General features: G+C 62.7%; 14 protein-coding genes. 7 read left to right on the forward strand and 7 right to left on the reverse strand.

Annotated elements, in window-relative coordinates:
* Nucleotides 1–57: 57 nt before the first annotated feature.
* The 4 genes from VVT58_RS08510 to VVT58_RS08525 form a co-directional block, all read right to left on the reverse strand.
* The gene (locus tag VVT58_RS08510) at nt 58–987 is read right to left on the reverse strand and encodes an FAD-binding protein (RefSeq protein WP_327753389.1); all 930 of its coding nucleotides are present in this window, start codon (nt 985–987) and stop codon (nt 58–60) included.
* Nucleotides 984–1733, reverse strand: coding sequence for an electron transfer flavoprotein subunit beta/FixA family protein (locus VVT58_RS08515; protein ID WP_066561473.1), 750 nt, complete (start codon nt 1731–1733; stop codon nt 984–986). Before VVT58_RS08515 ends, VVT58_RS08510 begins: the two co-directional genes overlap by 4 nt.
* 114 nt (nt 1734–1847) lie before the next feature.
* On the reverse strand, nt 1848–3047 hold the full coding sequence (gene sucC / locus VVT58_RS08520; protein ID WP_327753388.1) for an ADP-forming succinate--CoA ligase subunit beta: 1200 nt from the start codon (nt 3045–3047) through the stop codon (nt 1848–1850).
* Between the two features lie 139 nt (nt 3048–3186).
* A complete protein-coding gene (locus VVT58_RS08525; protein ID WP_327753387.1) occupies nt 3187–3519 on the reverse strand; it encodes a hypothetical protein in 333 nt (110 codons plus the stop codon).
* A gap of 67 nt (nt 3520–3586) precedes the next feature.
* Between VVT58_RS08525 and VVT58_RS08530 the strand changes: the two genes are divergently transcribed.
* Entirely contained in the window at nt 3587–3985 is a 399-nt protein-coding gene (locus tag VVT58_RS08530; RefSeq protein WP_066555540.1) for a low affinity iron permease family protein, read from the forward strand.
* Between the two features lie 11 nt (nt 3986–3996).
* On the opposite strand, the gene VVT58_RS08535 is transcribed toward VVT58_RS08530, so the two are convergent.
* Nucleotides 3997–4176, reverse strand: a complete 180-nt coding sequence (locus tag VVT58_RS08535) for a hypothetical protein (RefSeq protein ID WP_066555539.1) — start codon at nt 4174–4176, stop codon at nt 3997–3999.
* Nucleotides 4177–4329: 153 nt separating this feature from the next.
* The gene (nhaA, locus tag VVT58_RS08540; RefSeq protein WP_327753386.1) at nt 4330–5520 is read right to left on the reverse strand and encodes a Na+/H+ antiporter NhaA; all 1191 of its coding nucleotides are present in this window, start codon (nt 5518–5520) and stop codon (nt 4330–4332) included.
* A gap of 145 nt (nt 5521–5665) precedes the next feature.
* Between nhaA and VVT58_RS08545 the strand changes: the two genes are divergently transcribed.
* The 4 genes from VVT58_RS08545 to VVT58_RS08560 are packed head-to-tail and all read left to right on the forward strand — an operon-like array spanning nt 5666 to nt 9843.
* Nucleotides 5666–7063 carry a glycosyl transferase family protein gene (locus VVT58_RS08545; protein WP_327753385.1) on the forward strand — a complete coding sequence of 466 codons (1398 nt, stop codon included), beginning with the start codon at nt 5666–5668 and terminating at the stop codon, nt 7061–7063.
* Nucleotides 7060–8121: a hypothetical protein gene (locus VVT58_RS08550; protein WP_327753384.1), complete on the forward strand. Its 1062-nt coding sequence runs from the start codon at nt 7060–7062 to the stop codon at nt 8119–8121. The genes VVT58_RS08545 and VVT58_RS08550 overlap by 4 nt, the downstream gene beginning before the upstream one ends.
* Nucleotides 8122–8170: 49 nt before the next feature.
* A complete protein-coding gene (locus VVT58_RS08555; protein ID WP_327753383.1) occupies nt 8171–9085 on the forward strand; it encodes a sulfite exporter TauE/SafE family protein in 915 nt (304 codons plus the stop codon).
* The gene (locus tag VVT58_RS08560; RefSeq protein ID WP_327753382.1) at nt 9082–9843 is read left to right on the forward strand and encodes a TIGR02186 family protein; all 762 of its coding nucleotides are present in this window, start codon (nt 9082–9084) and stop codon (nt 9841–9843) included. Before VVT58_RS08555 ends, VVT58_RS08560 begins: the two co-directional genes overlap by 4 nt.
* Here VVT58_RS08560 and VVT58_RS08565 read toward each other — a convergent pair.
* Nucleotides 9840–10310, reverse strand: coding sequence for an Lrp/AsnC family transcriptional regulator (locus tag VVT58_RS08565; protein ID WP_327753381.1), 471 nt, complete (start codon nt 10308–10310; stop codon nt 9840–9842). The two genes, VVT58_RS08560 and VVT58_RS08565, sit on opposite strands and share 4 nt — an antisense overlap.
* A gap of 116 nt (nt 10311–10426) precedes the next feature.
* Between VVT58_RS08565 and alr the strand changes: the two genes are divergently transcribed.
* On the forward strand, nt 10427–11557 hold the full coding sequence (gene alr / locus VVT58_RS08570; RefSeq protein ID WP_327753380.1) for an alanine racemase: 1131 nt from the start codon (nt 10427–10429) through the stop codon (nt 11555–11557).
* Nucleotides 11554–12807, forward strand: coding sequence for a D-amino acid dehydrogenase (locus VVT58_RS08575; protein WP_327753379.1), 1254 nt, complete (start codon nt 11554–11556; stop codon nt 12805–12807). Before alr ends, VVT58_RS08575 begins: the two co-directional genes overlap by 4 nt.
* Nucleotides 12808–12815 lie beyond the last annotated feature (8 nt).

The raw sequence follows: 12815 nt of genomic DNA on the forward strand, positions 1-12815 counted from the left end.
AAGGGCGCGGACTCAAAGCCCGCGCCCTCTTCACACCCTATTATGGGGCAATGATTTTCAGAGCTTTTCGACCAGCTCCGGCACGATCTTGAAGAGATCCCCCACCAGGCCGATGTCGGCCACCTGGAAGATCGGGGCATCCTCATCCTTGTTGATGGCGATGATGGTCTTTGAGTCCTTCATCCCCGCCAGATGCTGAATCGCGCCGGAGATACCGACCGCGATGTACACCTCGGGAGCCACGATCTTGCCGGTCTGCCCGACCTGATAATCGTTGGGCACATAGCCTGCGTCGACAGCGGCGCGGCTCGCACCGACCGCCGCACCGAGCTTGTCCGCCAGCGGGAAGATGACCTGCTCGAACGTCTCGCCGTCCTTGAGCGCGCGGCCGCCCGACACGATGATCTTGGCCGAGGTCAGTTCCGGACGCTCCAGCTTGGCGATCTCCGCGCCGACGAAGGAGGAAATACCCTTATCCCCGGTCGAGGACACGGCTTCCACCGCACCCGAACCACCTTCACGGGCCGCCTTCTCGAAAGCCGTGCCGCGCACGGTGATGACCTTCTTGGCGTCCTTCGACTTGACGGTCGCGATCGCGTTGCCGGCATAGATCGGACGGGTGAAGCTGTCTTCGCTCTCGACCGAAAGAATGTCGCTGATCTGCATCACGTCGAGCAGGGCGGCGACACGCGGCGCGATATTCTTGCCATTGCTGGTGGCCGGCGCGACAAATGCGTCATGGTGGCCCATCAGCTCGACGATCAGCGGCGCGACATTCTCGGGCAGCGCATGGCCGAAAGCAGCGTCATCCGCAACATGGACCTTGCCCACTCCCGCGATCTTCGCGGCTTCCTCAGCCACACCACCGACGCCTGCGCCGGCAACCAGCAGATGCACTTCACCCAGCTTCGATGCAGCGGTGACGGCGGAAAGGGTCGCGTCCTTGACGGCGCCGCCCTCATGTTCAACCCACACAAGCGTCTTCATGCGGCAACTCCCAGAGCTTTCAGCTTCGCGACCAGTTCATCGACATCGGCCACCTTCACGCCAGCCGAACGCTTGGGCGGTTCGGCAACCTTGAGCGTCTCCAGACGCGGCGAGATATCCACGCCATAGTCGGCGGGCGTCTTGTTCGCGAGCGGCTTGCTCTTCGCCTTCATGATGTTGGGCAGCGAGGCATAGCGCGGCTCGTTCAACCGCAGGTCGGTGGTGACGATCGCCGGGACGTTGAGCTTCACCGTCTCCAGGCCGCCATCGACTTCGCGAGTCACACTGACCTTGTCACCCTCGACCTCGATCTTGCTGGCGAAAGTGCCCTGCGGCAGACCGAGCAGCGCCGCCAGCATCTGGCCGGTCTGGTTGCTGTCGTCATCGATCGCTTGCTTGCCCAGGATGATCAGGCCAGCGCCTTCTTCTTCCTGCACCTTGGCGAGCAGCTTGGCCACGCCCAGCGGTTCGACTTCATCGTCGGTCTGGATCAGGATCGCGCGGTCCGCGCCCATAGCCAGCGCCGTGCGCAGCGTTTCCTGCGCCTTGGCAACGCCGATCGACACCGCGATGATCTCGGTCGCAACGCCCTTTTCCTTCAGGCGAATGGCTTCCTCGACCGCGATCTCGTCAAACGGGTTCATGCTCATCTTGACGTTCGCCAGATCGACGCCCGTCCCATCCGCTTTCACGCGCGGCTTCACATTATAATCGATCACCCGCTTCACGGGCACAAGGATCTTCATCTCCAACATCCTTCCTTCATTCACGCCAAGTCCGCCAACGCGAACACGGGCGCGGGCAGTCCGTTTCCGGACCACCCGCACCCTTTTGGTGTCTGGTTCAGGCGAAAAGCTGCGTCAGGCTGCCTTCCTCACTTCCGCCACGATCTTCTTGGCTGCGTCGCCCAGATCGTCCGCCGGGACGATAGCCAGGCCCGAAGCCGCGAGAATGTCCTTGCCCTGCTGGACGTTCGTACCTTCCAGGCGCACGACCAGAGGAACCGACAAATTCACTTCCTTGGCGGCGGCGACGATGCCATCGGCAATGATGTCGCATTTCATGATGCCACCGAAGATGTTGACGAGAATGCCCTTCACCGCCGGATCCTTCAGGATGATCTTGAAGGCCGCGGTCACCTTCTCCTTGGAAGCGCCGCCACCGACGTCCAGGAAGTTGGCAGGGAATTCGCCGTTCAGCTTGATGATGTCCATGGTCGCCATGGCCAGGCCCGCGCCGTTCACCATGCAGCCGATATTCCCGTCGAGCTTGATGTAGGCGAGGTCATATTCCGAAGCTTCGACTTCCGCCGCATCTTCTTCCGTCAGGTCGCGCAGTGTGGCGATGTCCTTGTGGCGGAACATGGCGTTGCCGTCGAAGCCGACCTTGGCGTCGAGCACCAGCAGATTGCCCTGCTCGGTCAGCGCCAGCGGATTGACTTCGATCTGCTCGGCATCGGTGTCGAGGAAAGCGGCATAGAGCGACGAGGCCACCTTGGCGGCCTGCTTCGCCTGATCGCCGGTCAGGCCCAGCGCAGCGGCGACCGAACGGCCATGGTGCGGCTGAAAACCGGTCGCGGGATCGACCGAGAAGCTGTGAATCTTTTCGGGAGTCGAATGAGCGACTTCCTCAATGTCCATGCCGCCTTCGGTCGACACGACGAGCGCGATCCGGCTGCTGGCGCGGTCGACCAGCAGAGCGAGGTAGAATTCCTTCGCAATGTCGGCGCCGTCAGTGACATAGAGACGGTTGACCTGCTTGCCCGCTTCACCGGTCTGGATAGTGACCAGCGTATTGCCGAGCATGTCGGTGGCGTGGGCCTTCACCTCATCCAGGTTGAAGGCCAGGCGAACGCCGCCCTTGGCTTCGGGAGCCAATTCCTTGAACTTGCCCTTGCCGCGGCCACCGGCGTGGATCTGCGACTTCACGACATAGAGCGGCCCAGGCAGCTTCTTGGCGGCGTCGACGGCTTCTTCGACGGAGAAGGCGGCGTAGCCGGCGGCGATCGGCGCGCCATATTTCGCCAGCAATTCCTTCGCCTGATATTCGTGGATGTTCATGGGGCTCGCCCGTCCTTTCCGCTGAAACTTGATGTCCAGCGGCTAAGCACAGGCAAACGGGCAACGCCAGCAGATTTCGCAAAACGACTTTGCAAAATTGCAAAACCTTTGCGAAGCGATGCGCCGATTTATTGCAAAATCAGCGGTCGATGGCGCAGATGAGCGCCGCCTTGCTCGTCACGGCGAAAATCTCCGGGTCCTCCAGCGCGCGGACTTTGTAGAGGAAGCGGTCGACCGTCATGTCGCCCATGTGAGACTTGCGAAGCGAGGCCAGGGACTGAAGCCTGCGAAGCTGCGTCAAGCTCAGGCGGTCCGCCATCCGTTCAGCCATGCAACCGGCCATGGAGGGCGATACTCCCGCATCTATCAGCCCGACGCGCAGGCGCGATTCGGGCGACACCGTCGCGCAGGAGGCAAGAAGGAGCGAAGCGCCGAGCCCGCAGGCCAGCGAACGGAGAGGGATGGTCGTCATCGGTCCTTCATGGCAAGCATGGGCTGAACAGAGGCTAAATAGGGCCGCGCCTGCGGAGAAAATAGAGATGGACAGGATTTTTACAGCTTTTGCGCATAAAATCGCTAGCTGGTCGGGCCAGCCCGCCGCCTTCATCCTGGCGATGTTGGTGATCCTGGGATGGATCGTGACCGGGCCGATCTTCCATTATTCCGATACCTGGCAGCTCATCATCAACACCGGCACGACAATCGTCACATTTCTGATGGTTTTCCTGATCCAGAATGCGCAAAATCGCGACGGCTCCGCCATTCAGGCGAAGATGGACGAACTGATCCGCGCCCTATCGACGGCGCGGAACGAGTTCATCGGTATCGAGCATCTGACGGAAGCGGAATTGGAGCGGATCAAGACGGTACTGGAAAAGGAATGCAGCGACGACGAAAGGCACCGCCTATCGATCCAACGCCTGATCGAGCGGCGGTGATCGCCAACGCGCTAATGCGCCAGATCGACCAGCCTTTCATTTTCGCGCCTGTAGGCGTCTATCTGATCGGTATAGCCGCGCGCGAGGCCTTCATAGGCTTCCCGGCCTTTGGCCGACCGGCTCATTTGCGCGCGGATCAGTGCAACTTGCTGTCTGTGCAGCAGATAGTTGACATCCATCTTCCCATTCATATTTCACCCTCCTACCTGATCGCTTAAAGAGATTGGTTGGGGTTCGCATCGAGTGCGAGTCGCTCTACGGCACGCGCAAGATAGCATCGGGCCGATCGCCGTGCGATTCCATCCAACGCATGGGCAGAGCAGTCTAGCGGATAATCCCGTCTTTCAAAAGTGCCTTGCGCTTCGCAAAATAAGATAACCCGCGACGGCGGACAGCAGCGACCCGGCGAGAATGCCGATCTTCGCCTGCTCGACAAGCGCGGGAGAGCCGGGGAATGCCAAGGCGCCGATGAAGAGGCTCATGGTAAAGCCGATGCCGCAAAGAAGCGCCATACCGTAAACCTGCACCCAACTCGCGCCGGCAGGCCGTTCCGCAAGCCGCCAGCGATCAGCGGCCCAGATCCCGCCGAAAATGCCGATCTGCTTCCCCAGGAACAGACCGGCGGCCACGCCCAGCGGCAAGGGCGTGAGCAGCGCAGCGAACGCCGCCCCGTCAAGCGATACGCCGGCATTCACGAAGCCGAAAAGCGGCACGATCAGATAGGCGCTCCAAGGGTGCACGGCATGTTCGAGCCGATGCAGGGGGCTGTCGGCGGCATCGGGCGCACCGGGGGTCGGCTTGATCGGAATGAACATCGCCGTCAGCACGCCGGACACCGTTGCATGCACGCCCGACAGCAAGATGAAATACCATAGGGCCGCAAAAGCCAGCAGATAGGGCGTGAGCTTCTGAACCCCAAGACGGTTGAGCCCGAACATCAGAAAAAGCGCTGCCGCGGCGCCCGCCAAAGCCGGAAGATCGATGCTCTGCGTATACACCAATGCAATGATCGCGACCGCGCCCATATCATCGACGATCGCGATCGCCGTCAGCATCAATTTGAGCGAGGCCGGCACCCGCCGCCCGAGCAGCGCCAAAACCCCGATGGCGAAAGCGATGTCCGTCGCCGCCGGAATGGCCCAGCCACTGGAAAACCGGGACTGCCCCCCCACGAAGACGAGATAGAGACAGGCCGGCACAACCATCCCCGCTGCCGCGGCGACGAACGGCAATCGCCTGCGTTCCCAGGTCGAAAGGCCTCCGTCGATCATCTCCCGCTTGATCTCCAGACCGACCAGCAGAAAGAAAATCGCCATCAAACCGTCATTGACCCATGAATGGACGGTCATGCGGCCAAGGCTGGACTTCAATTCCGGACCGATTTCGGCATGGACCAGAACGTGATAGAAATTCCCAGCCGCTCCCGGCAGATTGGCGAAGAGCATAGCCATCGCCGCGGCCAGCATCAGCAGGACACCGCCGCCGGCTTCACCGGTCAAGAAATCACGCAACGCCGAGGGCGGACGGTTCAACATGGCGACGCACTCCCCGGCGCCATCCTTTAAGAAATGTTGCGGACAGATCAAATTTATAAATATTACGATAACGAAACGAATATCTATTTGAGAATCAATTATTTGCTGCCATAGCCGCCGCCCAGGGATAGTGGGAGCGCAATCCGTGGGGGAAAGTGTCTTCGCCTTTCTGGCGGGGGTTCATCATGAAATTCTGCTTTTCGCGGTGGTGGCACTGACGATAAGCGGCATCGACGATTTCATCATAGACTTGGTTTTCCTGAGCCGGCGCTTATGGCGCAGGCTGATCGTCTATTCCCGCCATCAACGCATGACGACCGCGACCTTGCCCGCGTCCTCGCAACCGGGGCGTATCGCCATTTTCATCCCGGCGTGGCGGGAAGCCGATGTGATCGGGCCGATGCTGCGCAATGCGCTCGTCAATTGGGGGGCTTGCGACTATCGCATCTTCGTTGGTGTCTATCCCAATGATCAGGCGACATTGGATGCCATCGCGCCTCTGGCTGCCGGGGAAGAGCGGCTCATCCTGTGCATCAACGAACGGGACGGGCCGACCACCAAGGCGGATTGTCTGAACGTGGCCTGGCGCGCCATGTTGCAGGAGGAAGCGCGCACGGGCGTCAGTTTCAAGGCGGTCGCGCTGCATGATGCGGAAGATGTGGTCCATCGCGACGAAATCCGCCTGTTCGACGTGATGACGGACAGGTTTCAGCTCGTCCAACTGCCTGTTCTGCCTCTGCCCGGTCATGGCGGCTGGTGGGCGAAAGCCATTACCAATCATTATTGCGATGAATTCGCAGAAAGTCATGGGAAGTTTCTGACGGTGCGGGAAGCGATGGGCGCTTCCATGCCATCGGCAGGCGTGGCCTGCGCATTCGAGCGGCAAACTTTGGAGCGGCTGGTGAATCCAGCCAATGGCGGTCCGTTTGATCCGGGATCGCTGACCGAAGATTATGAGGTCGGCCTGCGCATCAGCAATATGGGCGGGCGCGGCGTGTTCGTCCGCATGCGCGACAGCGACGGGCATCTTGTCGCGACCAAGGAATATTTTCCCGACAATCTGAAGGATGCCGTCAAGCAGAAGGCGCGTTGGATGGTCGGCATTTCGCTCGCCGGATGGGACCGCATGGGCTGGCAGGGCGGACCCGCCGAATGGTGGATGCGCATGCGGGATCGCGGCGCCGCCCTTTCCGCCTTCGTTCTATTCACGGCCTATCTGGCGCTGCTGCTTTGGGGCGCGCTGCTGGCAGCTAGCCTCTTCAGCACCTTCCATGCGCCCAGACCCTCACGCGTGATCGAAGCGCTGCTGTGGGTCAATTTCGGCTTCATGACCTGGCGCATGGCGATGCGCGCCATCTTCTCAGGGCTGAACTATGGCTGGGCCTTCGGGCTGGGAGCGATACCGCGCACCCTCATCGCCAACATCATCGCGATGATGGCTGCCCGGCGCGCAGTCTTCCAATATCTCCAATCGCTGATCGGCAAGCCACTGACATGGGACAAGACGCAGCACCGCTTCCCCGATCTGGAATCCCCGGCATGAACGATGCCGCGCGCGGGCGGCCAGTCCGCTTCTTCACCCTTGTCATGCTTGGCTGGGTCGCGATCCGCCTGGCCAGTCCCGCAGCCTATCTCTTCAGTGACGCGATGGAGGGCAGCGGCGGCGGGGCTTTCCATTCCACTGCCTATTCGAAGAACGAGGCCGATTCAGCGGACAAAGATGGTCCGGTGGCTTGGCGGAGCGTCACGCCATCAAGGCCGAGGCCTTCGCCCATCGCCCGACTCATGGCTTTTCAGACGTCTCCCCGGTCGGGCGGGACGATGAGGATGACATCTGCCTTCATCCCCGTTGCCGAGGAAGCAACGCCCGCCGCGCAAGCTGCGGAAAAGACCATGGAAGCCGCTCCGGCGATCAATCCCGCTCCCGCTTTGCCCCTGGCGTCCTCTCATCCCGCAGTCGTCGACCGTTGGCACGGCAGCGCCTGGCTGTTGTGGCGCGAGGGCAGCGCCACGCGGGCCGATGCCGTGACGGGAGGCCGGCTTGGCGGATCGCAAGCGGGTGTCCGCGTCGATTTCGACCTCACCCCCCACGCATCCAGCCGAGCGACCGCTTATGCGCGGGCCAGTACCGCGTTGAACGATCCAGCCTCTCCCGAAGGCGCGCTGGGTCTGGCCTGGCAGCCGGCGCGCACCATCCCCATCAGCTTCGCGGCTGAGCGGCGGATTGCGCTGGGCAAGGGCGGGCGCGACGCCAATGCCGTGATGGCGGTGGGCGGTTTCGGGCCAGTGCGGGTCGCTCCCTCGCTGGAGGTCGAAGCCTATGCCCAGGGCGGCATGGTCGGTTTCCGATCGAACGACTTTTTCGTCGACGGCAAGATATCGTTGCTCTCACCGATCAGCCATTCACCCTTGAGGCTTGGCGTCAGCCTCTCCGGCGGCGCGCAGCCGCAGGTCGAACGGCTGGACATCGGACCGGAGCTCCAGATCCGCCTGCCGCTCAAACCCGTGGCGGCCAGGCTCGGCATCGAATGGCGGGAGCGGATCGCGGGCCGGGCCGCACCGGCTTCGGGCCTTGCCGTGACGCTCGGGGCGGATTTTTAAGCGCGAGCGCCTTTATCTCTCCGCATATTGGGCTTAACCCAAGAACCGCATGGATCTCTATCTGCCCATCGCCAACCTGTCGGTGAATGCGCTGGTCATCATTGCCCTGGGCGGCGTGGTGGGCCTGCTGTCAGGCATGTTCGGGGTCGGCGGCGGGTTCCTGACCACGCCTTTGCTGATCTTCTACGGCATTCCGCCGACCGTCGCGGCAGCCTCCGCCGCGAGCCAGGTCACGGGCGCCAGCGTTTCCGGCGTGTTCACGCATATGTCGCGCGGCACGGTCGATTTCCGCATGGGCGGCGTACTGATCGCGGGCGGTGTGGTGGGGGCGGGCCTTGGCGTGCTCATCTTCCGGCTGCTGCAAGCCGTCGGTCAGATCGACACGGTGATCGGCATTCTCTACGTGCTGATGCTGGGCGGCATCGGATCGCTGATGGCGAAGGAATCCATCCAGGCGCTGATCGCGCTCAAAACCGGCAGGAAGGTCCAGGCGCGCAAACGGCGGCATCACCCACTGGTCGCCGCCATGCCGATGCGGTGGCGCTTCTACCGATCGGGCCTTTATATCTCACCGCTGGCGCCGCTGCTGCTGGGCATGGCGACGGGCATCCTCACCATGTTGCTGGGCGTGGGTGGTGGGTTCATCCTGGTTCCGGCGATGCTGTATCTACTGGGCATGACGACCCAGTCGGTGGTCGGCACGTCGCTGTTCCAGATATTGTTCGTGACCATGGCGACGACGATGATGCACGCCATGACGACCCATGCGGTCGATCTGGTGCTGGCGCTGCTGCTGCTGATCGGCAGCGTGACCGGCGCGCAGGTGGGAACACGCATTTCGATGACGATCCGTCCGGAATATCTGCGCATTCTCCTCGCCGCCATCGTGCTGCTGGTGGCGGCGCGCATGGCGCTGGGTCTGGGATTCCGGCCGGACGAAATATACACGGTTGAGGTCCGGTGAAGCGGCGCGCGCTTCTGGCCCTGCCCCCTGCCCTGCTGCTGCTTTGCTCGGCGGACGAACCGATGCTGGTGCCGGACGTGTCGCAGCGCGACGTCGAGATCCAGTACAGCTTCACCGGCGCCGACCTGCTGCTGTTCGGGGCGATCGTCTATCCCGACGGACGGCGGCCGAAGAAACCCGCCGACATCATGGTCGTGCTGAAAGGCCCGGACCAGTCCATCACCATGCGCGAGAAACAGAAGGTCGCGGGCATCTGGGTCAATGCCGACAGCACGCGCTTCCGATCGGCTCCCAGCTTCTATGCCATCGCTTCCTCCCGGCCGATCAACAAGGTGGTCGATGAACGAACGGCGGCGATCTATGAAATGGGCGTGGACAAGCTCCAGCTTTCCCCCTCTTCGCTCAACGACAGCGCGGAATTGGACCGATTCCAGAAGGGGCTGATCGATTTGCGCGAGCGGGCCGGCCTTTATGTCGAGCAGCAGGGCACGGTGGAGATCACCGACGGCGTGCTCTACCGGGCGCGTCTGCCCTTATCGGCGCGGGTGATCGTAGGCGATTATACGGCCGAGACTTTTCTGGTGCAGGACGGCCGCGTGGTGGCGGCGGCCGTGCGCGACATCACCATCCGCAAGTCCGGTTTCGAGCGCTTCATGGCCGTCGCGGCCGAGCAATGGCCGTTCGTCTATGGGCTGGTCGCGATGATGCTGGCGGTCGGCATGGGCTGGGCGGCGGGCGCGATCGCGAAGCGGATTTAGCGCCGCCCCGCTTTGCGCGGACGCAGCGCATCGCGCATGGCGATGCTGCTGTTGATGCGGGTGACGCCGGGCATGCGGGAGAGGATTTCGCTGTGGATCGCTTCATAGGCGGCCACGCTTTCAGTCTCGACACGCAGCCAATAATCGACCCCTCCGGTCATCAGGAAACATTCCCGAATTTCCGGGCATTGACGCACGGCATGTTCGAAACGGGCAAGATAATCCTCCGTCTGCCGGTCGAGAGTCACCTGCACCAGAACGTCGACCGCCCGCCCTTCCTTTTCCAAGGGCGCGGTCACGATCGTATAGCCCCGGATGACGCCCGCATCCTCCAGCAGCCGGATACGCCGGTGACAGGCCGAAGGCGACAGGCCGATTTCCGCCGCGATCTCCGAATTGGGGCGGCGGGCGTTAAGCCGCAGCAGCCGGATGATCGAGCGGTCCACAGCGTCGAGCGATTCTGCCATTTGTTGCATTTCCTGTGATGGATCATTCAATAACTCCTCTTTCTTAGACGATTCTGCGATCATTTGAGAGCATTTTCATCAAGCGGCGCGATACTCTCCTCCCGAAAGGGGGCGTCATGCAGCCTGTTGATACCGCCGGGGCCGTGCTTCGCATCGATCTGGACGCGTTGGCCGAAAATTACCGGATCATTCAGCGGCAAGTCGCGCCTGCAACCGTTGCCGGCGTGGTCAAGGCGGATGGCTATGGCCTGGGCGCGGACATCGTTGCCGAAACGTTGATGGATGCGGGATGCCGCCATTTCTTCGTCGCGCATCTCAGCGAAGCGGTGGCGCTCAAACCCGTGCTTGGGCAAGAAATCTCACTGTTCATCCTCAACGGCCTGCAACCCGGCGCCGAGCGGGATTGCGCGGCCATCGGAGCGATTCCAGTCCTGAACTCGCTCGATCAACTCGGGCGCTGGGCAATGTTGGCGCGGGAACGGGGGCAGAGCCTGCCCGCAGCGTTGCAAGTCGACAGCGGCATGTCGCGGCTCGGCCTGCCCCCCGAAGAGGTCGCCATCCTCGCCGCAGAGCCTGAGCGGCTGGAGGGCGTCGACCTCCGGCTGCTGATGAGTCATCTGGCCTGCGCGGATCATCCCGATGCCGCCTCCAACGCCACGCAAAGCGCGAATTTCGAGGCGTTGAGCCAGCATTTCCCCGGCGTGCCGCGTTCGCTGGCCAATAGCGGCGGCAGTTTCCTGAAAGGCCGGCATTTCGATATCGTCCGTGCCGGGATCGCCCTTTATGGCGGGGCACCGCAAGAAGGACTCCACCTCATGCGGCCGGTGGTCGCGCTGGAGGCGCGGATCATCCAGTTGCGGAACGTCCCCACGGGCGCGGCCGTCGGCTATGGCGTAGCCCACCGCTGCAAGCGGCCCACGCAGATCGCGACCATAGCGGTCGGCTATGCCGACGGCTGGCCGCGCCATCTCAGCAACAGCGGTTCCGCCTTCATCGCGGGCCATCGCGCGCCGATCGTGGGGCGGGTATCGATGGACAGCATCACGCTGGACGTGACCGATGTGCCGGACATGTTTCTCTATCCCGGCGCCCCAGTGGAATTGCTCGGCCCCCATCAGACGGTGGATCAGGTCGCCGCCGACGCCGGCACCATTTCCTATGAAATCCTGACCCAACTCGGACATCGCTATCGCCGCGACATTCAAAGGACGGCGGCGATCCGGCACAGACGGAGCATGACAGCATGAAGGTCGCCATTCTCGGCAGCGGCGTGATCGGCGTCGCCTCCGCCTGGTATCTCGCGCAGGCGGGGCATGAAGTGACGGTCATCGACCGGCAGGACGGCCCCGCGCTGGAAACCAGCTTCGCCAATGCGGGGGAGATTTCGCCAGGCTATGCCTCGCCCTGGGCGGCGCCGGGGATACCGATGAAGGCATTGCGCTGGCTGTTCATGAAACATGCGCCGCTGATTTTGCGGCCGCAGATGGACATGGCGATGCTGCGCTGGATGGTGGCAATGCTGGGCAATTGCAATGAGCGCTCCTACGCCATCAACAAAAGCCGGATGGTGCGGCTGGCGGAGTTTAGCCGCGACCGGCTGATCGATCTGCGGCGGGAAACGGGCGTCGCCTATGACGAGCGATCGCAGGGCACGTTGCAGTTGTTTCGCGAGCAGAAGCAACTTGACGGCATCGCCAAGGATATTGCGGTGCTGAAGGCGGACGGCGTGCCCTTCGAAGTGCTGGATGCGGCGGGCTGCATCGCGGCCGAGCCGGGGCTGGCCGGCAGCGGGGTGCCTCTGGCGGGCGGCTTGCGGCTGCCCAATGACGAGACCGGGGATTGCTTCAAGTTCACCAATGCCTTGGCGGAGATGGCGAAGGCCAAGGGCGTGACCTTCCTCAACGGACGCACCATCGGGCGGATCGCCACGAAGGATGGCAAGGTCAGCCATGTCGAGACCGACAAGGGGCATGTCTATGCGGACGCCTGGCTGGTGGCGATGGGCAGCTATTCGCCGCTGCTGCTGGCGCCGCTGGGGATCAGGCTGCCAGTCTATCCGGTGAAGGGCTATTCCATCACCGTGCCGATCGTAGAGGAAGAGCGGGCGCCGGTGTCGACGCTGCTCGACGAAAGCTACAAGGTGGCGATCACGCGGCTTGGCGACCGCATCCGGGTCGGCGGGATGGCGGAACTTTCCGGCTATTCCAAGGGACTGCCCAAGGCGCGGCGGGATACGCTGGAATATTCGGTGGGTTCGCTGTTTCCGGGCGCGGGCGATCTGGGTCGGGCGAGCTTCTGGTCCGGGCTGCGGCCAATGACGCCGGACAGTACCCCGGTGATCGGGCCGACGAAAATCCCGAACCTCTTCCTCAACACCGGGCATGGCACATTGGGGTGGACCATGGCCTGCGGATCGGGGCATGTGATCGCGGACATCATCGGCGGGCGGAAGCCCGCCATCGAAACCGCCGATCTCGCCATCAGCCGCTATTCATAACCTAAAGG

The sequence above is a fragment of the Sphingobium sp. SJ10-10 genome, from assembly GCF_036038995.2.
Taxonomy (GTDB): domain Bacteria; phylum Pseudomonadota; class Alphaproteobacteria; order Sphingomonadales; family Sphingomonadaceae; genus Sphingobium.

What these genes read in the sequence shown, in the direction of transcription:
- VVT58_RS08510 (WP_327753389.1), bottom strand. Translation starts at nt 987, where the DNA reads ATGAAGACGCTTGTGTGGGTTGAACATGAGGGCGGCGCCGTCAAGGAC.
- VVT58_RS08515 (WP_066561473.1), bottom strand. Translation starts at nt 1,733, where the DNA reads ATGAAGATCCTTGTGCCCGTGAAGCGGGTGATCGATTATAATGTGAAG.
- sucC (WP_327753388.1), bottom strand. Translation starts at nt 3,047, where the DNA reads ATGAACATCCACGAATATCAGGCGAAGGAATTGCTGGCGAAATATGGC.
- VVT58_RS08525 (WP_327753387.1), bottom strand. Translation starts at nt 3,519, where the DNA reads ATGACGACCATCCCTCTCCGTTCGCTGGCCTGCGGGCTCGGCGCTTCG.
- VVT58_RS08530 (WP_066555540.1), top strand. Translation starts at nt 3,587, where the DNA reads ATGGACAGGATTTTTACAGCTTTTGCGCATAAAATCGCTAGCTGGTCG.
- VVT58_RS08535 (WP_066555539.1), bottom strand. Translation starts at nt 4,176, where the DNA reads ATGAATGGGAAGATGGATGTCAACTATCTGCTGCACAGACAGCAAGTT.
- nhaA (WP_327753386.1), bottom strand. Translation starts at nt 5,520, where the DNA reads ATGTTGAACCGTCCGCCCTCGGCGTTGCGTGATTTCTTGACCGGTGAA.
- VVT58_RS08550 (WP_327753384.1), top strand. Translation starts at nt 7,060, where the DNA reads ATGAACGATGCCGCGCGCGGGCGGCCAGTCCGCTTCTTCACCCTTGTC.
- VVT58_RS08555 (WP_327753383.1), top strand. Translation starts at nt 8,171, where the DNA reads ATGGATCTCTATCTGCCCATCGCCAACCTGTCGGTGAATGCGCTGGTC.
- VVT58_RS08565 (WP_327753381.1), bottom strand. Translation starts at nt 10,310, where the DNA reads ATGGCAGAATCGCTCGACGCTGTGGACCGCTCGATCATCCGGCTGCTG.
- alr (WP_327753380.1), top strand. Translation starts at nt 10,427, where the DNA reads ATGCAGCCTGTTGATACCGCCGGGGCCGTGCTTCGCATCGATCTGGAC.
- VVT58_RS08575 (WP_327753379.1), top strand. Translation starts at nt 11,554, where the DNA reads ATGAAGGTCGCCATTCTCGGCAGCGGCGTGATCGGCGTCGCCTCCGCC.